Consider the following 23,106-nt stretch of genomic DNA (forward strand, 5'->3'; position numbering starts at 1 on the left):
TTCATAGCTGCTCACAGGATTGCTTATTACAGCAGCAATCCTGTTTTTTAAGTAAATCAGCTTCTTGTTTACTTGTTATAAATATTGTTCTTATTTTAGCCAGACACACAAATAAACTCAGATGAAACGTAATTCTTTTTTTTTGCTGATTGTACTCTGCTTTTTTGGCACGACAATCAATGCTCAGACTAATTATCAGAATAGTGGCTGGTTATTCTTACTCAATAATACTAAAATTAATAAAAAATGGGGTACACATCTCGATATTCAGCTCAGAAGTGCAGATAACTGGAATAATGTCAAAAACTTTCTTTTCAGACCGGGGATAACTTATTTCCTGAATGATAAAAATGATATTACCCTTGGCTATTTACTAAGTGAAACCCATAATCAGGTGGATGACTTAGGTGAACATAAACTAACTGAGCACAGAATCTGGCAGCAGTACATTCATAAACATAAAATCAGCACAATTAATGTAAGTCACAGGTTCAGACTGGAACAAAGATTTGCAGAAAAAATCCGGAACGAAGACATATTTGCACAACGTTTCAGATATTTTGTCCGTTTTATCATTCCCTTGAAAAAAGAAGTTAAAAACTTTGAAGAAGGTTTATTCGCAGCTCTGCAAAACGAACTTTTCTTTAATGTTCAGAATAAAGACAAACTGAATGGTCATTTCTTTGATCAGAACAGGGCCTACGGTGCTTTAGGATACCGGTTTAGCAAGAAATTCGATCTGGAGGCCGGCTATTTAAACCAAGCTGTAAAAGGAGCCAGTAATAACTCTGTAAATAATGTAATTCAACTGGCTGTATATACCAGGTTTTAATTCGCTGTTTTTTAACAGGTGATTATCCATTGATCACCTGTTAAAAAACAGCTAAACAAACTGATTCAGGATAATTACCCCTAACAGCCCCATTACTGAGACCAGTGTTTCCATAACCGTCCAGGTTTTAAAGGTTTCTTTTAAACTCAGATTAAAATATTCCTTAAACATCCAGAAACCTGTGTCATTGACATGAGAAAACATCAGACTTCCGGCACCAACTGCCAGAACCATCAACTCAGGTGAAGCACCGGCAGTAATAAACGGGATGACCATCCCCGAAGCAGTAAGAGCGGCAACAGTTGCAGAGCCCAGTGTGACACGCAGTAAAGCAGCAATCAGCCAACCCAGTACCAAAGGTGAAATATGCAGACCAGCGGTCAGAACTTTCACCTGGTCACCAATTCCGCTATCAACAAGAATCTGTTTAAATGCACCTCCGGCTGCAATAATCAGGATAATCATAGCTATACTCTTAACACCTTCCACACAGGAATCCATTGCCTTTTGCATCGGGATATGTTGTATAAATATCGTAATGATGATAGCCATTGTTAAAGCTACCGTAGGATTCGCAATAAAGGTGAGTATATGCTGTACAGCAGGATTTGTAGTCATTAAAATACCAACAGTACCAACCACAATAAAAAATATTGGCGAAAGTGCAATAATAAAGCTTTTCAAAGCCGAAGGCAGATTCTCTTCTCCCTGCAGATCAATTTTCTGCTGTTCTCTTTTTCCTGCAGGTAATTTAATAATTGCTTTAGGAAAAAATACCCCGGCAATTATGGCGACAGGAATACTGATGATCAGACCATATACCAGCGTACGGCCAATGTCCGCATGAAAAATACTTGCTAAAGCAACCGGTCCGGGATGTGGGGGTAAAAAACCATGTGTAACAGACAATGCTGCTGCCATTGGGATACCTACGTATAATTTAGGCAGTTTAGCAGCAGAGGCAATGGTAAATACCAGTGGAATCAATACAACAAAACCCGCATTATAAAATAATGGAATTCCGACCAGTATACCCGTCAGTAGTACTGCCCATTGTATGTTTTTAATCCCGAAAGTCCTGATCAGTACAAATACGATTTTCTTTGCAGCACCACTATCCTCAGCAAGTTTACCTACCATAGCGCCTAATGCAAGTACCATAACCATATCTCCCATAGTACTGCCAATACCTTTGCTCACCGAAGTCATGACATGCTGTACAGGTAAACCCAGCATCAGTCCAGTTACTACTGCTACAATAAGCAGTGCAAGCATTGGGTTTACTTTTTTAAGGATCAGGATCAGCAGGATAATGATCCCAAACAGTACCAGTAATAAGTCCATAGAAAAGTGATTAGATAATTCTTGTTTTCGGTAATAATCAAAATATAAAAAGCCGTTTAAAATCTGAGTTTTAAACGGCTTCTTAAGATAGCATTTTATTAGTTATACCACAGCTTTCAGCTGGATATAATCAGCCATTACCTTTAGTGTTTCATCCTCCTGAAAATCAAAATTTTCAGCTTTCTTAATCTTATCTCCTTTTTTAACCGGTGCCAGGCCTCTTGAGGCTCTCAGCCTGTTAATTTTTTCCAGCGCCTTCACTTCCAGACTATCTCTTTCAGCTTTTAGTTTGTTCTCATTTAAAGTAACCGATGTTTCCAGACTTCGTTTCTTCATATCAGCAAGATCCTGAATAAGAGTTTTATAATCCAGAGATTTTTCCATTCTCGCATCATGAAGTTTAACCAGTTCTGCTTTCATTGCTGATAAATCAGCAACAGCCACAAAATCTGATTTTTGCACCTCATCCCATGGCAGGGCCGAAGATTCAGTATCCTCTCCTACCTTATCCATTGGATAAAAAGATGGTAAAGTAATATCCGGCATTACTCCTTTATGCTGAGTACTACTGCCATTCACGCGATAAAACTTAGCTATGGTTAAATTAATCTGCCCCAATTGCGGGATATCATTTTCACCCTTTACCGTTTTACCGGAACCAGGTTTACCTTTCTGAACAAAACTGGCCAGACGCTGCAGGATAGAAGGATTAACCAATTTGTTTAAATCAATAGGTTGTTGTACAGTTCCTTTACCAAAGGTCTGTGTACCAATAATTATTCCTCTTCCATAGTCCTGTATGGCACCAGCAAAGATCTCAGATGCTGAAGCCGTTGTACGATCTACCAGAACACCAAAAGGTCCGCTCCATAATGCTCCCGGATGTTCATCACCATTTACTTCTACCTCCCCTTTTACATCTTTAACCTGAACGACAGGGCCCTTATCAATAAATAATCCCGTAAGGTCAATGGCTTCCATTAATGAACCACCACCGTTTGAACGCAGATCCATTACAATGGCATCAACTTTATCCTTACCTTTCAGTGTATCAATCAATAATCTGACGTCCCTGGTTGTACTTTTATAATTAGGATCACCGGCAATAGCAGCTTTAGCATCAGCATAAAAAGCAGGAACAGTAATGATCCCTATTTTATAAGGTTTGCCGTTAGATTGTATCGTCTTTACTTCTTTTTTAGCCGATTGATCTTCCATTACAATTTTCTCTCTTATAATCTCTACGATAACAGGTTTTGAGGACATATCATGCCCAACAGGAATAATTTTCAGTCTTACTTTGGTACCTTTCGGACCTTTTATTTTAGCAACCGCATTGTCCAGTCTCCAGCCAATAATATCTTCAAAGTCTCCGGTTTCCTGTGCAACACCAATTATTCTGTCACCTGCATGGAGCAGTTTACTTTTAAAAGCCGGTCCGCCCGGAGTAACTTCAGCAATCTTCAGTACATCATTTTCTGATTGCAGATAAGCCCCGATTCCTTCTATAGAACGTGACATCTGTTCATTGAACTCACTTGCATTAGCCGGGTTAAAATAATTGGTATGCGGGTCTATAGCTCCGGTAAATGCATCCATAATAACCTGGAATACATCCTGATTATTTAATTTTGAAGACTGCAGTTTAAGGTTCTGATATCTTTTGGTCAGCGATACGGCAGCTTTAGCTTCATCTGTTCCGGCAAGTCTGAGATTGACCAGTTCATACTTAACCTTTTTTTTCCAGACATCATTTAATGCAGCAACTGACGTTATCCACGGCATATTTGCCCTGTCAAAAAAGTAAGTATCCTGCTGATTAAAATCATACTTGTCCTTAATATGAGCTATCGCATAATTAAGCGTCTCATTATATCTTTTAGAATAAACATTAAAGATATAAAACGGAGCACTCAGGTCTCCTGTTCTGAAAGCATCATCAAGTGTTGTACGGAATTGCTCAAAATCCTTAATATCAGATGCCAGGAAATAATTTCTGTATGGATCCAGTGCTTTGATATATTTATCCAGCACGAGCGAAGAAATAGAATCATTTACCGACAGTCTTTTATAGCTGTAATTTTCTATCAGAGCAACTACCTGTCTGCATACCAGACTTTGTTTCTCATCAGGTTTAATATTGGGGATACCTTCAACCAGCTTTTGCGGTTTTGGGGTAGCCTGACAAGCTAATACGGCAGCTGTAAAGATTGCGAGTAATATTCTTTTCAACATCTCTTTCAATAATTTAAAATCCATTTTTATTTCTGCGACTAATATAATGCCAATTTCTTCTACTATACCCTATAAAATTCTTAACTATCAAAAAAGGGACAAACTATAAAGCTTATCCCTTTGTGCACAGGTAAATGAAATTTCATTTTACTCAACAACTGCTCTGAACATCAATGCACCCACTGTTAAATTGGTACGTCCGTCAATCAATATTGCAGAGCCATTGGCTTTATTATCCGTGTATAAATCAAAGGCCAGTTCGTCAGCGGTCTTAATCACAACACGGCCTATATCATTGAGTTTAAACTCATGTGTTTCCTCTTTTTCTAAAGTATTGATGTTCACTTTATGCAGAATCTCTCTGATTTTACACTTGGTTAGTTTACTGTTATGCTGTAAGAAATAAGTAATAGAATCATCCATCGGCTTATTATCCATCCAGCAAAGATCAGCCTCTATCAATTGAGAACGTTGTGGCAGATAGGCTGAATTGACCAATACGTCACCTCTGCTGATATCAATATTATCTTTAAGATGTAAAGTAACTGACATGCCTGCGGTAACCTCTTCAGGGAGCTGATCAAAGACTTCAATTCTGTCAATTACCGAGCTGTTTCCGGAAGGTAATACAGTTACCAGATCATTAACTTTAAACGTACCGCTTAGTACTCTTCCGGCATATCCTCTGTAATCATGCAGTTCTTCAGTTTGTGGACGGATAACCCATTGTACAGGCATCCTTGCATAGTGCAGATCCTGGTTGGCAGTCACTTCTACAGTTTCCAGAAAATCCAGTAAACTGGTTCCTTTATACCACGGCATATGTTCAGAAGTATGAACAATATTATCGCCTTTCAGGGCACTTACCGGGATAAAAGTAATGTCCTGCAAATTCAGTTTGGCAGCCATTTTTTTATAATTATCAGTGATTGTATTAAAGACATCTTCACTGTATCCTTCCATGTCCATTTTATTTATACAAATGACTACATGACTCACGCCTAAAAGAGAGACAAGATAAGAATGTCGGATTGTCTGCTCAACCACTCCATTTCTTGCATCTACCAGAATGATAGCCAGATTTGCGGTAGATGCTCCGGTAACCATATTACGTGTATACTGAATATGACCAGGTGTATCGGCAATAATAAACTTCCTTTTTTCGGTTTGAAAGTACTTATAGGCCACATCAATTGTAATCCCCTGCTCCCTTTCTGCCCGGAGTCCATCAGTTAAAATGGCCAGATCAATCGTGCCGTCATCATTTTTACGGTTTGACTGCTGTAATGCTTCCAGCTGATCGGCCAGAATAGAATCTGTATCATATAATAATCTGCCGATCAGGGTACTTTTCCCGTCATCAACACTTCCTGCTGTAAAAAACTTAAGTATATTCATTAAAAGTATCCTCCTTTTTTGCGGTCTTCCATTGCTGCTTCAGACACTTTATCGTCCAGGCGGGCACCACGTTCACTTATTTTTGATGCGCTGATTTCATTTATAATATCATCAATCTGATCAGCTTCAGACTCTACTGCTGCAGTGCAGCTCATATCTCCTACTGTGCGAAATCTTACTTTACGGTGCGTAACCACATCAGCCTCATCCATATTCAGAAATGGAGATGCAGCCATCAGCTGTCCGTTTCTGGTAATACAGTCCCGGTTATGCGCAAAATAGATAGACGGTAGTTCCATTTTTTCTCTGCGGATATAATTCCAGACGTCCAGTTCAGTCCAGTTACTTATCGGAAATACCCTTACATTTTCTCCTTTATTAATTTTACCATTATAGATGTTCCAGAGCTCCGGACGCTGACGCTTAGGGTCCCATGAGCCAAATTCATCCCTTACAGAGAATATTCTTTCTTTAGCCCTTGCTTTCTCCTCATCTCTTCTGGCACCGCCGATACAGGCATCAAAACCGTGTTTAGCAATCGTATCCAGCAAAGTAACAGTCTGTAAAGCATTTCTGCTCGCATTTTTACCTTTCTGCTCAATCACTTTACCACTATCGATAGACTCCTGTACATAACCAACGATAAGTTTTTCGCCCAGGCGCTCCACCATTTCATCTCTGTAGGTGATTGTCTCTTCAAAATTGTGTCCGGTATCAATATGAACCAGCGGAAAAGGGAATTTACCCGGCCGGAAAGCCTTTTCAGCAAGTCTTACCAAAGTAATTGAGTCTTTTCCACCAGAAAAAAGCAATGCCGGTTTCTCAAACTGTCCCGCTACCTCACGCAGAATATGAATTGCTTCTGCTTCTAATTCGTCTAAATAATCCAAGTTATATTTACTCATGTGTTTTCAATTATTTTGTGGCATGTAAACCACATTCCTTCTTTGACTGATCTTCCCACCACCATCTTCCGGCTCTGAAATCCTCACCTTCCTGAACTGCCCTTGTACAGGGAGCACAGCCGATACTTGGAAAACCTTTGTCATGAAGCGTATTGTATACGATATTGTTTTTCCTGATATATGCTTTCACTTCATCCAGACTCCAGTCAAAAATCGGGTGAAATTTAATCAGCTGATTCTCTTCATCCCATTCCAGATTTGACATATCAGTACGGTTTAAAGACTGTTCTGCACGGATTCCTGTCACCCAGCATTTATTTCCTTTAAGTGCTCTTTTCAAAGGGACTATCTTTCTGATAAAACAGCACTCTTTTCTATTTTCTACAGATTCATAAAAACTGTTTGGTCCCTTTTTGGAAACCATATCTTCCAGTGCTGCCGCATCCGGAGTATAAGTATAAATAGGCTTCTGATAATTTTCCAGAGTCCTGTTCCATACATAATAGGTTTCAGGGAACAATCTTCCTGTTTCCAGTGTAAATACCCTTACAGGTAAATCATTAGCGAATATCAGATCTGTAATCACCTGATCCTCCCAGCCAAAACTGGTAGAAAAGGTAATTTGTCCGGCAAATTTCTGTGAAAGGAAAGCCAGGGCTTCCACAGGCCCCAGATTCTTAATCTCCACAGCTATTTCTTCCAGGTACGCTTTCATTTTATAAAACTTTTGTAATAAAGATAATAATACTTCTTAAACTCACGAGGATTACAATCACCCCAACAGCAACCATGATACTCTTTACTGAAATACGGTTAGAAACCTTCGCTGCTATTGGTGCAGCCAGAGCACTGCCGATAACCAATCCGGCCACTGCCTCCCAATGGGCTGATTTCAGCATGGTGATAAAAGTTAAAGAACTCATCAGGGCAATAAAAAAGCGGGTAAGCTTTACTGTGCCAAGAGAAAATCTTGCATTCCGGCCACCGGCAATCAGACTGGATAAAACAATAGATCCCCATCCGCCACCGCCAACAGCATCAATAAAACCGCCAAAAAGACCTAATAAAGTAATTTTTTTAATCTTACCACCTGTTCTTCTTTTGGCAACATTAAAAGCTTTGGAAAGAATCACACCTCCCAGTATCAAAGTATACAAAGAGATCAACGGCTTGATATAAGCTCCATAATGCTCCAAAGAGGATAATAAATAGGCCCCGGTTACCGCACCTAGAATTCCCGGAATAATCAGGAGTTTGAAAAGTTTCCAATTGATATTCCCCATCCGGTAATGCATCCATCCGGCTATTCCGTTACTTAATACTTCTGAGAGGTGTACCCCCATGCTTGCTGAAGCCGGCGGGATCCCCATAGAAAGTGAAAAAGCTGTAGAGGTAACCCCATAAGACATACCAATAGCACCATCCACCATTGCAAAAACAAAACCTCCTGCAAGAAACCAGTAAAACATCGGGTTAATCTCTGCGACATAAGCCTGAAATTCTGGTTCTCTCTGCCAGAAAACTGTGATAAGTACAGCAATTGACAATACGATCGTTAACCAGATCAGCCATCTGAATTTAGGAAATGAAGTTTTCCGGGCTGCCGGTTCAACAAGTACAGCACTCACCTCATTCAGTTTCTTCACCTTTGAGCTGAAATCTCCCTGTAAAGTATTACGTAATAAACTCATTTGCTGCAAGGTAATATCCAGTTCTCCCGGTAGGTTATCATTAAACAATTCTCTCAATCTTTTCGCAATGGTTGGTGATTTTCCATTGGTAGAGATGGCTATTTTCAAGTCTCCTTTTTTTACGATAGAACCCAGATAAAAATCACATAGATCAGGCTTATCAGCCACATTTACCAGTAATTTCAAAGCATGGGCATCACGTATTATTTCCTCGTTTAACAGGTTGTCATTGGTAGCAGCTATCACTATATCTGCCTGTTCAAGATCTGCGGCACTATAACTTTTCTTCAAAAGCTTAACCCTTGGCAGTTCTGCCACTAAATCATAAACCTGTTGACTTATCTCCCGGGCAATTACTGTAATTCCTGCCTGCTCACTCTGGTTTAATACCGCATGCAGTTTTTCAAGTCCTACAGGTCCTGCACCGATGATTACCGTATGCAGCTGATTCAGCTTTAAAAACACAGGAAACAGTTGATTACCTTTCAGTTCTTCCAAAACTATAACTCCTCTTTAATGGCCTGAAAAAAGTCTTTGATTGGCTGAAAAGAAGGATGAAGAGAAACAACTTCACCAAATACTAAAATGGCCGGTGCACCTATTCCCTTTTCTTCAACTACCTCTTCAATAGTATCAACAATACCAACAGCCAGTTTTTCTTCTTCGGTAGAACCACTCTGGATCACTGCAACTGGTAAATTATGTTTTCCTTCCTGCTGATAAAGTTTAACAATTTGTTTCAGTTTGTTTAACCCCATTAGCACAACTACAGTTGCTTTGGTACGAACAGCTTCATAAAGATCATTCGATATAGCCCCTGAAGCCGTTGAACCGGTAACTACCCAGAAGCTTTCACTTAATCCACGGTGAGTAACAGGAATCTGCTGTAAACCAGGCACTGAAATAGAGCTTGAAAGTCCTGGAATCATTTGAGCAGGTATATTATAACCCGCAGCGAAATTCAATTCTTCAAAACCACGGCCAAACACAAATGGATCGCCACCTTTCAGACGAACTACATGCCCGTAATTGATCGCATAATCAACCATCAGTTTATTAATAGCTTCCTGTGAATAAGAATGCTCTCCCGAACGTTTTCCTACATATACCTTAATTGAATCAGCCGAAGCATAATCCAGTACTTTTTCATTTACCAGTGCATCATATAAGATCACATCTGCATCTTTTAATGCATTTGCCCCTTTCATGGTAATCAGTTCCGGATCTCCCGGACCTGCACCAACCAACGTAATTCTTGGTTCTCTGATTGCTTTTTTTGAATTAATTACCATTGACCTGCGCCTCCCTTTTCGCTCTCATTTGTGTATAAAACTGTCTGGCCTGCTCCAGATAAGCTGTAGCAAACTCTTCAGTAGGTTCATTTTTGTTAATTTGCAATACCAGTTCGTTAAAGGTAGAAGGTAAAATCACTTCACCAGTTTCAACAAAATTTGTATCAAACTCTCTGATTACTCCGGTTTGCGTACTACTATTGATATTTTTATCCAGCAATAAAGCCTTCGCTGTATTCACAAAGACGCTATAGGCATGATAAATAGCATCAGACCAGGCTTTGCCTTCAAAAGCTGCAGTTGCCCATAATAATTTCTCTTCTCCTTCCAGCAGTAAGGTAGCAACAAGGTCAATAACCACACCTGCACATTCACCTACACCAATTGCAGTAACAAAGGTCTCCTCATGTCCCCAGTCTACAAATTCTTCATCTTTCAGAGCTGTAAGATCAGCCAGAGGTTTAAGCAGCTGGTAGAAATAATCTTTACCTTTTGCGTCATAATACTGATGGAAACTTTCCTCAGCACCAGAATTACTGTTAAAATCATCTAAAACCGTCCGTAAAATAGCCGGAGCACGTTTGGTTGGAGCTTTAATAACACGTTCAGCTACTCTGCCTTCACCATCACCAACTGTTCCCCCACCAATCATCACCTGTACAGCAGGAACAACTTTTCCGTTGGCTTTTACCGAACTTCCATGAAACCCTATATGGGCTAAACCATGCTGACCACATGAATTCATACAGCCACTTATCTTTATCTTAATATCATTATCATAAATCAGGTCAGGGTATTCTTCATGGATTACACCTTCCAGTACCGCTGCAAGAGACATGCTGTTTGCAATTCCCAGGTTACAGGTATCTGTTCCGGGACATGTGGTAATATCACCAACACTATCAAATCCGGGAACAGCAAAATCAAGCTCATTTAATACCGTATATAAAGGGATCAGTGCTTCTTCTCTGACAAATTTCAGTAACAATCCCTGGTTCTGTGTAATTCTGATTTCATCAGCCACATAAGGACGTATGGCTTCTACAAATAACCTGGCCTTATCGGTTTTGATATCACCTACAGGCACCTTGATATATACCCCATAAAAACCACTTTGTTTTTGAGCAAATACATTGGTGTCCAGCCATCTTTTATAATGAGTTTCATCTGCCGGACGTAAGTCTGATGCGCCAATTGCTGCTGGTAACTGCGGCAATGGTACTGTACCCAGATCCACCTCGAAAGTTTTTGATTTATTGGCAATAACTTCCTCAGCAATTAAACGTGTGACCTCTTCCAGTCCAAGTTTTTGCACCAGGTATTTTAATCTGGCTTTATTTCTGTTGGTTCTTTCGCCATGACGATCAAATACCCTTAAAACAGACTCAGTATAAGGAATCAACTGATCTTCGGGTAAAAAGTCATGAACTACACTAGCCAGAAAAGGCTGTGCACCCAATCCACCTGCAAACATCACCTTAAACCCGCGTTCTCCTTTCTCATTCAGTTTAGGAATGAATCCTAAATCATGTATATAACTGAAAGCCGTATCTTTCTCCGTAGCGGAGAAAGAGATCTTTATTTTCCTGCCCATCTCCTGACAGATCGGATTCCGTAAAAAATATTTAAATACCGCCTGTGCATAAGGTGAAACGTCAAAAAGCTCATCAGGATTGATTCCTGCATCAGGAGATGAGGTCACATTTCTAACCGTATTACCACAAGCTTCGCGTAAGGTAATATCATCACGTTCCAGTTCTGCCCATAATTCAGGTGTACGATCAAGACTCACATAATGAATCTGAATATCCTGTCTGGTGGTTAGATGCAGGTTTCCACTTCCGTACTCATCAGAAACATCAGCAATACGCAATAATTGTTTAAAGGTGACTTTTCCGAATGGCAATTTGATACGTACCATTTGTACGCCCGGCTGCCGCTGACCATAAACACCACGGGCCAGTCGCAGACTGCGAAACTTCTCGTCGTGTATTTTTCCTTCACGGAAAGCACGGATCTTTTGCTCAAGATCTATAATATCTTTTTCTACTACCGGGTTCTCCAGCTCCGTTCTAAAACTTTGCATGTCAATAAATCTTGGTTAAGGATTGTTTTGTTTTAAAGACGTTTTTACAGTCAATATTTCAAAGATATATATTCTATATAGAATTAGTAGTATTAAATGCAAAAAAACATTAACCACCTTGTTTTAAAGCATATTAAACTAATATTTTTATTTTCACCTTGTAGATACTCCTCTGAAAATAAAAAACCCGGATATCCACCCGGGTATTTTTTATCAACTAAACCTTAACTAGAAAATACTAACCAAATATTTTACTGGCACAAACATACATGCCCTATATAAATTCAGTGTTAAAATAAAATTTAATCTGCCTATCGTGTTCAGGCTTCTTATTTTTTATCTAAATTTCGCATCTTTTCATATTTTATATAACCAATGCTGATTCTAGCCTACATTATTCTTGCATTAATTGCACTTTACCTGCTCATCTATCTTTATAAAAAGAATTTTTCTGTTAAAAGTCAGCGGGAAGAATTTAAGCGGGATTGGGGAACTCCTAAAAACAGCAGATATATTGATATTGATCTGATCGAGAATTATTTCTTAAATACCATTACTGAATCCTCAGAGAAATTACAATTGATTTCAGACAAAATAGCAGATGATTTATACCTCAATGATGTTTTTAAACTGATTGACAGAACTACATCCAGAATTGGGCAGCAATTTTTATATGCCAGGTTGAGAACCATAGACCAGGATAAAACAGATCTGATCTTTTTGGATAAACTGGCAGAGATGATGTCAGCAGATGAGAAGCTCAGGCTGGATACGCAAATGAAGCTGCAATTGCTGGAAAAAAATGACTCCTATTATTTCCAGGATCTGGTTTATGCGAAGAAAATAGACTCGCCGGAATTTATGCCTATAGTCTATATTCTTTCCTTTTTAAATGTGCTTTGCCTGATTATTTCCATCTTTCACCCAGGTTTTTTACTGGTCTTTTTTGGCATATTCATTATCAACTCAGGTATCCATTACTGGAATAAAAATAAGGTCAGTGTTCACACTTCTTCTCTTGGTGAATTTCTTAAGGCATTTGAAACCGCAAAAAAATTAGATGCCGATACCCAGCTTATTGCTGCTTTTCCTGAAACCGCAGGTCTGATTAAAGAACTGACCCCGCTGAAAAGAAAAATGATTGGCGTAAAGCTCGATAACATGGCGGAGGCAGATACGGTTATGATAGGCTACATGCTGTTTGAGTTACTTAAAATCGCCTTTAACGTGGAGATTATACTTTTCTATTCCATTATTGACTCACTCAGATCAAAAAAAGAAGAACTTAAACGACTCTTTAAATTCATTGGAACAATAGATACAGCGATTTCAGTTGCATCTTTAAGAGATTCATGGGAAGGCGAGTACTGCAAACCCATTTTCAATCAGGAAAACTGTATGGATATTACAGGTGTAAAACATCCGCTGATTGCTAACTGTGTTCCAAATGACCTCTATCTTGAACATAGAAACTTATTGCTCACCGGCTCAAATATGTCCGGAAAAACTACCTTTATCAGATCAGCAGGTGTCAATATGATTCTGGGACAAACACTGTACACCTGTATGGCAAAGAAGTTTAGTGTACCTTACTCTAAGGTATTCTCTTCCATCACTATAGCAGACAGCTTACTGGAAGATAAGAGTTATTATTTTGAAGAAATGAGAATCATCAAAAACTTCATCGAAGAATCAACAAGTGAAGAACCCTGCTTTTTTATTCTGGATGAAATCTTTAAAGGCACAAATACGATTGAAAGAGTATCTGCCGGAAAAGCTATCCTCTCCTATCTGGCAAAAAACAACAATTTTGTATTTGTATCTACACATGATACTGAGCTCAATGAATTACTCAAAACAGAATATGAACATTACCACTTCTCTGAAACCATTGAGGCAGAGGAATTGATTTTTGATCATACCATAAAAAAGGGTCCGTTAAAAACCAGAAATGCAATCAGAATTCTCGAGATCAATAATTATCCGGCATCCGTTATTGCAGATGCCAACGCTACTGTTGATTTAATGATGAAGGATGAGTTAAGCGCTGAATAACAGCTTTAAAGGCACTGATATTAAGACTATCAGTTGAATTTTGAGGATTCTCTATATAGCTTTCCATTGCCTGAATATATTCTTTACGGAAAGACTCATTACTGGTATTTGCATTGTATTGTCCCTCTGCTTTCTGTACCGGTCTGAGATTTTCTGCAATTTTTCTTTTAATCCCATAAGCCGATTCATCACTCATAATTACCATATTCTTTTCAAAACCCGCTATGTATTTCACTACAAAACGTTCTCCTCGGGATGGAATAAGAATTTCGTTACGAATTGGATAAATGGAAGCAGTAGTAGTGGAAAAATCTGTGACTACATCTTTTCCATCTGCAGTCTTCACCACCGCATCGTAATCCCAGATTGGAGAATCATTCAACATAGCACTTGTCTCCTGTTCCAGCGTAATCACTGCCGACCCTGTTTGTCCAAAGTGAGCCAGGAAAGCAGCATTGACAAACTGACCCGTAAAAACATTAGCCAGAGCCAAGATAAAGCTCATAACCACATAAAAGATACTATTCCGCCAGAAAGAGATAATCACACCTGCAAGCAAAAGTACAAAAAACGCCCATGCCCCGTGATGGGCAAAGAAATAGAAAAGCATTGATAATATCTTCATTATTAATATTTTATTCTATATAAAAATAGATTAATATTACTGTATTATCAATGCTAAACCTTTATTTTAAACAGGGCTCTGAATCCAGAGCTTATCATCCTGAAAGCTAAAATTTCACAGTGCCGGACTGCTTATTTTACTGCTTCAACTTTAAAGTTTTCAAAAGTCACAGGAAAGCTCTGTTTACCAGGAGCCGCCGCAACCATACCTATCTGTACTTTCACTCCCGGGGGGAAATAGGCCAGACGCAGCATATCATATTGTTTCTGGTCAAAAGAATACCTGATCTCCACATAATCCCCTTTACGAAGTAATTTTAACCAGACAGATTCAGGACTGTTATGTCTGGGTACAACAGACCAGTCTGAAACTTCTCTGGTTACCACAGCACTTATATTCTGAACACCATCAACATACTCTATACCTGTTTTAATCCAGTTCTTATCATCTATTCTGATCATTAATCCCGCCTGATGAAAAAGCTCTTCGTATTTTCCGGTTATCTTAACACTTGCTTCAAAATCCCCATCAATTTCCTGATAATAGAAAGGGCCATTATCGCGCTTAAAACCATAATGGGTAACCTGCCAGTAATCTGTATCCGGATCTACGGTAAAAGTTAAGTTGGCAGCATTACCTTTCCATGCGCCGGGTTGATTGAACCATTTCATAGCTGATGTTTGATTTTGTGCCATCACACCAGTGCTTGCAAACAAACACAGTATAACGCTCATTTTATTTTCTTGTAAATTAAATTTCGGGATGGTTTTAGATTACTTTAATAACTGTAATATAGTAAGAAATAGTATAAATTCAGATGATCACATCAGATGCAACTTACCGGCTCCCTGCTTCTTTCTATCAGGCTCCTCATTCCTATCATCAGTAAAGACAGTAATCCAAAACACATACCTACCCATGGAGACATCGCTACTCCATGGTGTACAATAACCCAGCCACTTACAATAGTTCCAACAGAGACTCCGAAATTCCCAAAAGACGTAGCCAGACTATTGGCAAACTCCAATGCATGCGGGGCAGCAGAAATCATATAAGCAGAAGCATTTAAAAAACATGGTGCATATAAAAAGCCCCATATCGCAATAACCAGTATCGTTGACCAGGTATTTCCACCCGAATACTGTAAAGCAAAAGGTACAATAATAGTCCCGCAAAGAAAAAGTGCGGTAGTTAACGGAACACTTTTACTCAACATTTTGCCCGAGATCCAGTTAGCCCCAATACCGGTAATCCCAAACAGAAAAAGCATATAACTGATCATTTTCTCGTCCATATGCTTAACCTTGCCCAGGTAATCAGCAAAATAGCTGTAAGTAGAGAACCATGCAGCAATCATAAAAAAGTTCATTGCCGTACTCAGTAAAAAAGAAGACTGCTTAAGAATCTGTAACTGGCTGCCATAAGATTTCCTGGTTTTTACCGGCATTGGCGGCAACGATTTCATGATGCCAAAAACAGCTAATGCACTCACAGCTGTCTGAACCATAAATGAAGCTTTCCAGGTAAATATACCCGCTAAATAAGTGGCCAGAGGAACAGTAGTCACCATAGCTATAGCAATTCCCCCCAATACAATTCCCATGAGCTGATGCTCGTGTTTTTTATCTCCGGAGGCAACAGCAGCAGCAATAGCCGAAGAAATATATACAGGCTGTAAGAACGCAGGTAATATACGTACCGTCAGCAGCAACCAGAAAGGTGGTCCGAAAGAAGAAACAATTCCTGTGATTAAGAATATGGAAATAGCAGTCAGCATTACTTTTTTACGGTCAAAACCTGATGCCATTAACATCATAAAGGGACCCGTTATAGCTATCACGAGCGCAAAGGCGCTCAGTAAAACTCCCGCTTTGTCAATTGTAATATGATAATATTCAGCCAGCTGAGGTAATACACCGATAACACCAAATTCCGTGGTAATAATGCCAATTAATCCAAGGCAGCCTATATAGGCCGTTTTTTTATTGATCATGATACCAGCGTTAATTTTCAATTAAAGAGTAAAATGCATTTTTAAACAGATAACCCAGATCCCAGTAAGATTCCGGCATATATTCCTGTGTAAAAACGAGACCGATAACCTGTTCTTTCGGATCCACCCAGTAATGCGTATTGAATGCACCTCCCCAAAAGAAAGCCCCTGTACTTAAAGGATGAAGATAACCGTTCCGCTCATTGACCAGGCCCCAGCCCAAACCAAACTGAAAGTCTTCCCCTTCCCCATTTATTTTCATATTTTTAGTCAATTGATTCTTCAGCATCAGTTCTATAGTTTTCTGACCGATCAGTCTTTTCCCTTTATAAACGCCATTACCCAGTACCATTTGGAGGAATTTTAAATAATCTGCCGTCGTAGAACTCAGCCCTGCACCTCCTGACAGATAAATACCATCTGCTGTTGGATACTGAGTGCTATTCCCTTCATAAATCAGTCCCTTCTGCTTATCCAGTTTACCATTTATCTTTTGATGAACAGCCACCAGCCTGCTGCTTTTATCCAGAGGTAAACGGAAATAGGTATCTTCCATTTCCAGTGGTTTAAAAATCCTGTCGCGGAAAAAATCATTTAATGTCCGGCCGCTCCAGATCTCTATCAGCCGTCCAACTACATCCGTATTCAATCCATAGGTGAATGCCTCTCCTGGTTGATGCAGCAGAGGTTGTCCGGCCAGTAGCTTCATTCTTTCCGCTAAAGTCCCCTTACTGCCAAGACCGGTACTAATACCCGCTTTAGCATAAATGGCATTCATCCTTTCATCAATTGAAAAGACTGGATAACTCAATCCTGAAGTGTGACGCAACAAGTCACGAATAGTGATTTCTCTGCTTACAGGTTGCGTAGTATAGCTGCTATCTGCCGCATTGAATTTTTTAAGTACAGCTGTTTGTTTAAATTCAGGTATATATTTGGAAACAGGCTCATCAAGTAAAAAATGACCTTCCTCCCAAAGCATCATCGCTGCAATACTGGTTATAGCCTTGGTTTGTGAGGCGATCCTGAAAATGCTGTTAGGCTGCATCATTTTTTTTGTTTCAAGATCCGCATAGCCAAATGCTTTATTGTAAACAGTCTGTCCATCTTTAAAAAGCAGTATACTGATGCCCGCAACCTGCTGTGTTTTAGTCAGCTGTTCGGCAAGGTTATCAATCCGTTCTAATTTCCCTGCTGTAAAAACCTGTGTTTGCGCTTGTAAATTTAATGCTGATAGTATCATAGTTAAGATTATTGGAGATTTAGTCATTTCGTTATTATTTTTAATTGAGCTGGTAAAATTAAAATGTAACAACTAGTTTTGCAGGTAATGCACCTGTTGTATGGTACATACAAAAAAGTAAGTAATGGGAAAGATCAAAGAGAATTCAACGAATAACCTGAATAGGAAATATATTATGAGTGACTGTAACCTGACCTATTCTGTATGTCTGGTTGGCGGAAGATGGAAGCTGTTAATCCTGTGCAAACTGGAACACGGAAAATTAAGATTCAGTGAGCTGAAAAGAGATATATGCAATATCACTGAGCGTATGCTTACCCTGCACCTCAGAGAGCTGGAAAGTGATGGAATTGTCAAACGTACAGTATATGCAGAAGTGCCGCCGAGAGTTGAATATCAGCTGACAGAAATAGGAAAAGAACTGATTCCGATCTGGAAACAGTTAAGCAGCTGGGGTGCGAAACACCGTGAACTGTCAAAAACAGTTTGTGAAGTAGAAAGCTAGCTTATCACATCCCCCTGTCCCGGATCATTTCTCCGAGCAATTGTACCAGTTCATCAGATAAATCATCATCTGTGATCCATTTAATGCCCAGATCAGCATCTTCTTTCGGATAGATTACCCCTAATACCAGGGGTACCACAACACCGTTTACCGTTTCATCATAAGAAACAATATACTGGCTGTTATTCGTCGAAGTCACAGTTACTGTATGGTGCAAAAATCTTATACTAAATTCATCCATTATTTCTAAACTCATTTACGGGATGATCCCGGCAAAAAATCAAGTTATTCGTATAAAAGGGCTGGTTTCTACAAACGAAACCAGCCCTTTTATATTATCCTTTTAAAATTTTAGTTTTCTCCAGATCAAATTCTTCCCGGGTAAGTATACCTGCATCAAATAATTCTTTCAAATCCATCAATGCCTGTTTTTTAGAAGCTATATCATTTACAGGTGGAGCAGGCGTATCAGCCGGCCCTACAGGTGTCACAACGGTTCCCGGAGCACTGTTTTTCAAAATCAGTTCAGTGATTTCATTATAGCCCTTAATATTAGAATAGTCAATTGCTTTTTGTTCTTTTACATTGATTACGTTAACATCAGCGCTATTTTCCAGTAAGAATTTAACGATATCCTTCTTACCATTTGCTGCCGCATAATGTAAAGCCGTGTTCCCGGATTCATCCTGATAATTAATATCAGCACCTTTTTCAACCAATAGTCTGACCATACTCAGATAGCCCGATTTAACAGCAACATGTAATATACTTTCTCCGCTGCAAACTTCATTTCTCAGACTAAAATTACTATCCAGAGAGATGTCTGCAGCTGTCTCCACCCAATCCAGATAAGAATTCATTGCCCCATCTGCTTTATTGAATGGTCTGGCATAATTCACATCCAATCCGTTCTCAATAAAAGAACTAACCGCTTCTTTCTGATTATGTGCTGCAGCATACCACATCGGTGACATTCCTTCTTTCGAAGAGATAAAAATATCAGCGCCTCTTTTGACCAGCAGTTTCACAATCATCTGGTTATTTTCATAACAGGCAATTAATAACGCACTTTCACCTGCATCATTGATATGATTTATGTTTGCCCCGTTATCTAATAAAAGTTCAGTCATCTGGCTGTTTTTAGCCTTCACAGCTAACAGCAAAGCGGTGTTTCCAAAATTATCAGCCTTATCAACAACGGCACCATGCTCCAGAAGTGTCTTTACAATTTCCCGGTTTCCATTAACCGCAGCATTGAGCAAAGGAGTTTCAGCATCATTATTTTCCAGATCTGCCTCTACTCCCAGTTCTATCAGCTTTTTAAGCACTTCTATCTGTGCAGTTCTTGCTGTAATATGCAGAAAACTATTGCCCTGATTGTCATTTAAGCTCAATGAAGCTCCTTTTTCAATCAGATAAAGTGCTGTTTGCTTTTGTTTCTGGAGCAATGCAAAATAAAGCGGAGTTTCACCATTATGATCTTCATAATCAATATCTGTCCCTTTATCTGCCAGTATTTTTACAATATCGAGGTATCCTCTGTGTGCTGCATAATGTAAAGCCGTGCGGCCTTTTTCATCTGTATACTTAACATCCGTTTCATCTGCAGAGAGTAATAACTCCGCTATTTTTCTATTGCCATTTTTACAGGCAATCAGGAATGACATTGACATCTTATATTTAATTATTTTGCTGAATTGGACATTAATAACTGTACTGTTTTCATTTTGATATTGTTGTTGGATGCCAGCATTAAAGGTGTTTCGTCTTTAGCGCTGATCACGTTAACATCCGCCCCGGCCTCTATCAGTAATTTCACCTTTTTATAAATGTCCTTTGCGATACGATCATCCAGAACAACATTATAAGCACATACTTTATGCAATAAGGTTTCTCCCAGATCATCCTGTTCATTGACCTCAATTTTACCAGTTCCCATTGCTATTTCCAGCGTCTCAAAAGATTTTTCTGCCAGCCAGTCCAGACCGGATTTCTGCTTTTCATAATAAGGTGCTTTCTGATTAATATCAGCACCTGCATCCAGCAGTTTAGGCAGTAAACCAATTTGATGATTACTAGTCAAACGGCTTAAATAAGCTGTAAAAAGTGTATTTCCTTCCTTGTCAACCTGATCGAAATCCGGAGACGCATAAGCAGCCAGCTGATCATATAAAGCTACACTGGACTGGTCTACCACTGCCCGGCTAAAAGCTGTCGCTCCCTTTTGATCCTGCTCATTGGGATCTGCACCATTCTCTAAAAGCAAATCCAGATAACTCAGTTTATTATTACTCACAGCGACCATTAAAGGAGTTTCTCTGACTACATTACCTTTATTGACATCCAGACCATCACCAATCAGCACTTCCATATAAGCCAAAGCTTTTTCAGGAGCCATCATTCTTTTATTGACTACCTCATAAAGCAGCGTTTGCTCTGCATTATTGGTGTAATTTATATCACAGCCCGCATTAATCAGACATTTAATGATTGCAACATCCGCAGCATTTTCGAGCGCATAACCCAATAAGGTTATATCTCCTATTTCATCATTGATATTATCCAGTTTTCCGATAAACTGAGAAAGATAAGTTATTGACTCATCATCGGAAGGAAATTCACGGATAATCGTATCAAAAATTGTATTTCTGAAAGAATCATATTCATAAACATCAGTTTCAATAGTCCGGTCGGCAATCCAGAGATCAAGAATTTCAAATTCTTTTGCCCTGATCACTTCACTGAAAGGAAGACTGAAATTGGGTTGACTAGTTATTTCTCCGGATATTTTTTCGCCTGCTCTGAGTAGTGTTTTAGCTTTTTCAAAGTCTCCGGACCGAATTGCATTTACAATTTCGTTTTCGATTCTCATTATTTTCCATTAATTAGATTGTCATTTTCACATCGCCAAAAGAATTAATTTTCCCTCTTAAAGCTTAATGACTTAAAAATACCTGTAATTATTTATTTACAAGTATAACTCCAAATACGAATGAATGTTTTATAGAACAAATAAAATATTTTAGCAAAATACATGAACATCCCGGAAAGCCGGATAAAGCTCAAACTGAACCAGTTCTTTAATCGCTGATCAGTTTATAATGAGTTTTTTTATAAACCTCCTTTTGCACATGAACTTTCAGATTTCTAAAAGTCTCCAGCGGGCCTTTGGTAGCGAAAAGATTGACTAACCAGGCTGGTATATTCCCCATCGGATCTACTTCAAGTACATATTCAGCTCTGACCTGGTTATTTGCTACTGGTGTAATAGTCCATTTTCCAACAGAGTGACTAATCCTGACTATATTTTTCTTTTGCGCTACATAACCTGGTATACATGGAGAATTTACCGTAATCACTTTGGTTTGAGGATGCTGCTCTACCTGTATATGAACTACATAATCCCGGTCTTCTACCGGCCACGGAACATCTACTCTGGAATAATAGATCAGTTCCAGCGGTGAAATCTGTTTAATCAGCACATTTTCCTGGCTGTGATAAACCCACTCATTACAGGTTTGTATATCCATAATTGCAGCAAGTAACTGCGAGGATGTTGCCTGCAAATTACCGACTACTTTGATCGCCTTGATTTTAGAATTTTCTATAGGACGCGTATAAACCTGTATACCCTCCCTGTTTACAGATAAAGACCAGTTTTCCTGTGCAAACAGCTGATTAAGGTTAAGAAAAGATGAAATAAATATTAAAAATACGACGTAAGAATAAGTTGACCTTTGCATAAAAAATCACCGTATTAATTGATAATTTAACCGGGATTCAAAAATACATAAATCGAATTTGCCCGGCTATTTTTACCGGTTATTCTCAGTCATCATCAAGTAATTATACCATAATTTTGTTCTAACCGTTTAGAATTCAGTACATTTGTTTAATTAAACACAAAAAAACCTAACAAAAACAAGCATCATCTGAAGAAAAACAAGACCTAATTAATCGTATCAAACATAGCACTTAAACCCCATTCTATGAGAAAATACCTTTTAGGCGGAGCAGGAATAACATTTATCGTACTTGCCCTGACCATTATAATTAGCTGGATACCTTGTTCAAACCGGAGTTTACCGGAAAAAGTTGTTACTCAGGATTCATTGTATAATCTGCACGTTAGTAAGATCTATCATGCAGCACATCTTGAACAAAGCGGCCTCAGACCTGAGGTCTTTGAAAAAGCATTAACAGGATTTTATAACCTTAAAAACATTGGTAAGGTTTCCAGTGAGAAATCTATACTTACCATTGCGGATTTTGATCAGAACAGCACCAAAAAGCGTCTTTGGATTATAGATTTATCCATAGATTCTCTTCTGATGAATACCTGGGTTGCTCATGGGCAGCGCAGCGGTGATGATCTGGCCACCCGTTTTTCGGATGCCCGGGATTCCAATGAAAGCAGCCTGGGATTTTATGTTACCGGTGAAGTTTACAGAGGAAAACATGGCCGTTCACTCAGACTGGATGGAATGGATGAAGGATATAACTCCAATGCCAGAAGCCGCTCTATAGTTGTGCACGGGGCTCCATACGTAAGCCAGGGCACAATTAATGAATTAGGAAGACTGGGACGCAGCCAGGGCTGTCCGGCGGTACCTGCCGAATTATCTGACCGCGTAATTAATACTATTGAAGGAAAAACTGTGATTTTTATTAATGGTACTCATCAGAGTTACTTCTCCAAATATCTTAATACCCGTATTGCTGCAAACTGGATAGTTCCCATAGCAGACACCAGTCTGCTTGCACGCATATAAAAGCATATTTTGCGATAAGGCATGATGATTAAATTAATCTTTTAATCATCATGCCTTAATATTGTCATCGCATTGTCTGTATAATTTTAGAAAATTAATATACCTTTAGGTCTGCAACCTATAAAGCCTG

Annotated in this window: 20 protein-coding genes; 4 read left to right on the forward strand and 16 right to left on the reverse strand. The window is 39.0% G+C overall.

The features are described from left to right. The first annotated feature begins 121 nt into the window (after positions 1–121). The gene (locus PL_RS06900; protein ID WP_348621295.1) at positions 122–832 is read left to right on the forward strand and encodes a DUF2490 domain-containing protein; all 711 of its coding nucleotides are present in this window, start codon (positions 122–124) and stop codon (positions 830–832) included. A 51-nt stretch (positions 833–883) separates the two neighbouring features. Here PL_RS06900 and PL_RS06905 read toward each other — a convergent pair whose 3' ends face one another. From PL_RS06905 to PL_RS06940, 8 genes are all read right to left on the reverse strand, one after another. After that, positions 884–2,176, reverse strand: coding sequence for a gluconate:H+ symporter (locus tag PL_RS06905; protein WP_041881682.1), 1,293 nt, complete (start codon positions 2,174–2,176; stop codon positions 884–886). 102 nt (positions 2,177–2,278) lie between these two features. Further along, positions 2,279–4,411, reverse strand: a complete 2,133-nt coding sequence (locus PL_RS06910; RefSeq protein ID WP_041881866.1) for a carboxy terminal-processing peptidase — start codon at positions 4,409–4,411, stop codon at positions 2,279–2,281. A gap of 147 nt (positions 4,412–4,558) precedes the next feature. Next, entirely contained in the window at positions 4,559–5,809 is a 1,251-nt protein-coding gene (locus PL_RS06915) for a sulfate adenylyltransferase subunit 1 (RefSeq protein WP_041883451.1), read from the reverse strand. Continuing rightward, positions 5,809–6,714, reverse strand: coding sequence for a sulfate adenylyltransferase subunit CysD (gene cysD, locus PL_RS06920; RefSeq protein WP_200890761.1), 906 nt, complete (start codon positions 6,712–6,714; stop codon positions 5,809–5,811). The genes PL_RS06915 and cysD overlap by 1 nt, the downstream gene beginning before the upstream one ends. A 10-nt stretch (positions 6,715–6,724) precedes the next feature. Beyond that, the gene (locus PL_RS06925; RefSeq protein WP_041883449.1) at positions 6,725–7,429 is read right to left on the reverse strand and encodes a phosphoadenylyl-sulfate reductase; all 705 of its coding nucleotides are present in this window, start codon (positions 7,427–7,429) and stop codon (positions 6,725–6,727) included. Between the two features lies 1 nt (position 7,430). Next, positions 7,431–8,894 (reverse strand): TSUP family transporter, encoded by a 1,464-nt coding sequence (locus tag PL_RS06930; protein WP_052496413.1) that lies wholly within the window; start codon positions 8,892–8,894, stop codon positions 7,431–7,433. An 11-nt stretch (positions 8,895–8,905) separates the two neighbouring features. Beyond that, on the reverse strand, positions 8,906–9,697 hold the full coding sequence (cobA, locus tag PL_RS06935; RefSeq protein WP_041883447.1) for a uroporphyrinogen-III C-methyltransferase: 792 nt from the start codon (positions 9,695–9,697) through the stop codon (positions 8,906–8,908). Then, positions 9,687–11,783, reverse strand: a complete 2,097-nt coding sequence (locus tag PL_RS06940; protein WP_041883446.1) for a HEPN domain-containing protein — start codon at positions 11,781–11,783, stop codon at positions 9,687–9,689. The genes cobA and PL_RS06940 overlap by 11 nt, the downstream gene beginning before the upstream one ends. Positions 11,784–12,158: 375 nt before the next feature. On the opposite strand from PL_RS06940, the gene PL_RS06945 reads away from it, so the two are divergent. Then, the gene (locus PL_RS06945) at positions 12,159–13,838 is read left to right on the forward strand and encodes a MutS-related protein (protein WP_052496410.1); all 1,680 of its coding nucleotides are present in this window, start codon (positions 12,159–12,161) and stop codon (positions 13,836–13,838) included. On the opposite strand, the gene PL_RS06950 is transcribed toward PL_RS06945, so the two are convergent. The 4 genes from PL_RS06950 to PL_RS06965 form a co-directional block, all read right to left on the reverse strand. Further along, positions 13,795–14,463 carry a hypothetical protein gene (locus PL_RS06950; RefSeq protein WP_041883445.1) on the reverse strand — a complete coding sequence of 223 codons (669 nt, stop codon included), beginning with the start codon at positions 14,461–14,463 and terminating at the stop codon, positions 13,795–13,797. The two genes, PL_RS06945 and PL_RS06950, sit on opposite strands and share 44 nt — an antisense overlap. 131 nt (positions 14,464–14,594) lie before the next feature. Next, positions 14,595–15,197 (reverse strand): DUF1349 domain-containing protein, encoded by a 603-nt coding sequence (locus PL_RS06955; protein ID WP_200890760.1) that lies wholly within the window; start codon positions 15,195–15,197, stop codon positions 14,595–14,597. Between the two features lie 92 nt (positions 15,198–15,289). Then, positions 15,290–16,456 (reverse strand): MFS transporter, encoded by a 1,167-nt coding sequence (locus PL_RS06960; protein WP_041883457.1) that lies wholly within the window; start codon positions 16,454–16,456, stop codon positions 15,290–15,292. 10 nt (positions 16,457–16,466) lie between these two features. Further along, the gene (locus tag PL_RS06965) at positions 16,467–17,726 is read right to left on the reverse strand and encodes a serine hydrolase domain-containing protein (protein WP_041883443.1); all 1,260 of its coding nucleotides are present in this window, start codon (positions 17,724–17,726) and stop codon (positions 16,467–16,469) included. A gap of 97 nt (positions 17,727–17,823) precedes the next feature. On the opposite strand from PL_RS06965, the gene PL_RS06970 reads away from it, so the two are divergent. Next, the gene (locus PL_RS06970; RefSeq protein ID WP_041883441.1) at positions 17,824–18,204 is read left to right on the forward strand and encodes a winged helix-turn-helix transcriptional regulator; all 381 of its coding nucleotides are present in this window, start codon (positions 17,824–17,826) and stop codon (positions 18,202–18,204) included. 4 nt (positions 18,205–18,208) lie between these two features. Here the strand turns inward: PL_RS06970 and PL_RS06975 are convergent, their stop codons facing one another. The 4 genes from PL_RS06975 to PL_RS06990 all read right to left on the reverse strand — a co-directional run bounded on the left by PL_RS06975 (position 18,209) and on the right by PL_RS06990 (position 21,947). Further along, complete coding sequence (locus PL_RS06975) at positions 18,209–18,460, reverse strand: hypothetical protein (RefSeq protein ID WP_041883440.1); 252 nt, start codon at positions 18,458–18,460, stop codon at positions 18,209–18,211. A gap of 79 nt (positions 18,461–18,539) precedes the next feature. Then, on the reverse strand, positions 18,540–19,877 hold the full coding sequence (locus tag PL_RS06980) for an ankyrin repeat domain-containing protein (protein ID WP_041883439.1): 1,338 nt from the start codon (positions 19,875–19,877) through the stop codon (positions 18,540–18,542). An 11-nt stretch (positions 19,878–19,888) separates the two neighbouring features. Then, positions 19,889–21,076: an ankyrin repeat domain-containing protein gene (locus PL_RS06985; protein ID WP_041883438.1), complete on the reverse strand. Its 1,188-nt coding sequence runs from the start codon at positions 21,074–21,076 to the stop codon at positions 19,889–19,891. A gap of 208 nt (positions 21,077–21,284) precedes the next feature. After that, positions 21,285–21,947 (reverse strand): START domain-containing protein, encoded by a 663-nt coding sequence (locus PL_RS06990; RefSeq protein ID WP_041883437.1) that lies wholly within the window; start codon positions 21,945–21,947, stop codon positions 21,285–21,287. Positions 21,948–22,193: 246 nt separating this feature from the next. Here PL_RS06990 and PL_RS06995 point away from each other — a divergent pair, with 246 nt between their 5' ends. Next, a complete protein-coding gene (locus tag PL_RS06995; RefSeq protein ID WP_041883436.1) occupies positions 22,194–22,976 on the forward strand; it encodes a murein L,D-transpeptidase catalytic domain family protein in 783 nt (260 codons plus the stop codon). Positions 22,977–23,106: the final 130 nt, after the last annotated feature.

Origin of the sequence: Pedobacter lusitanus (assembly GCF_040026395.1) — a bacterium.
GTDB lineage: Bacteria > Bacteroidota > Bacteroidia > Sphingobacteriales > Sphingobacteriaceae > Pedobacter > Pedobacter lusitanus.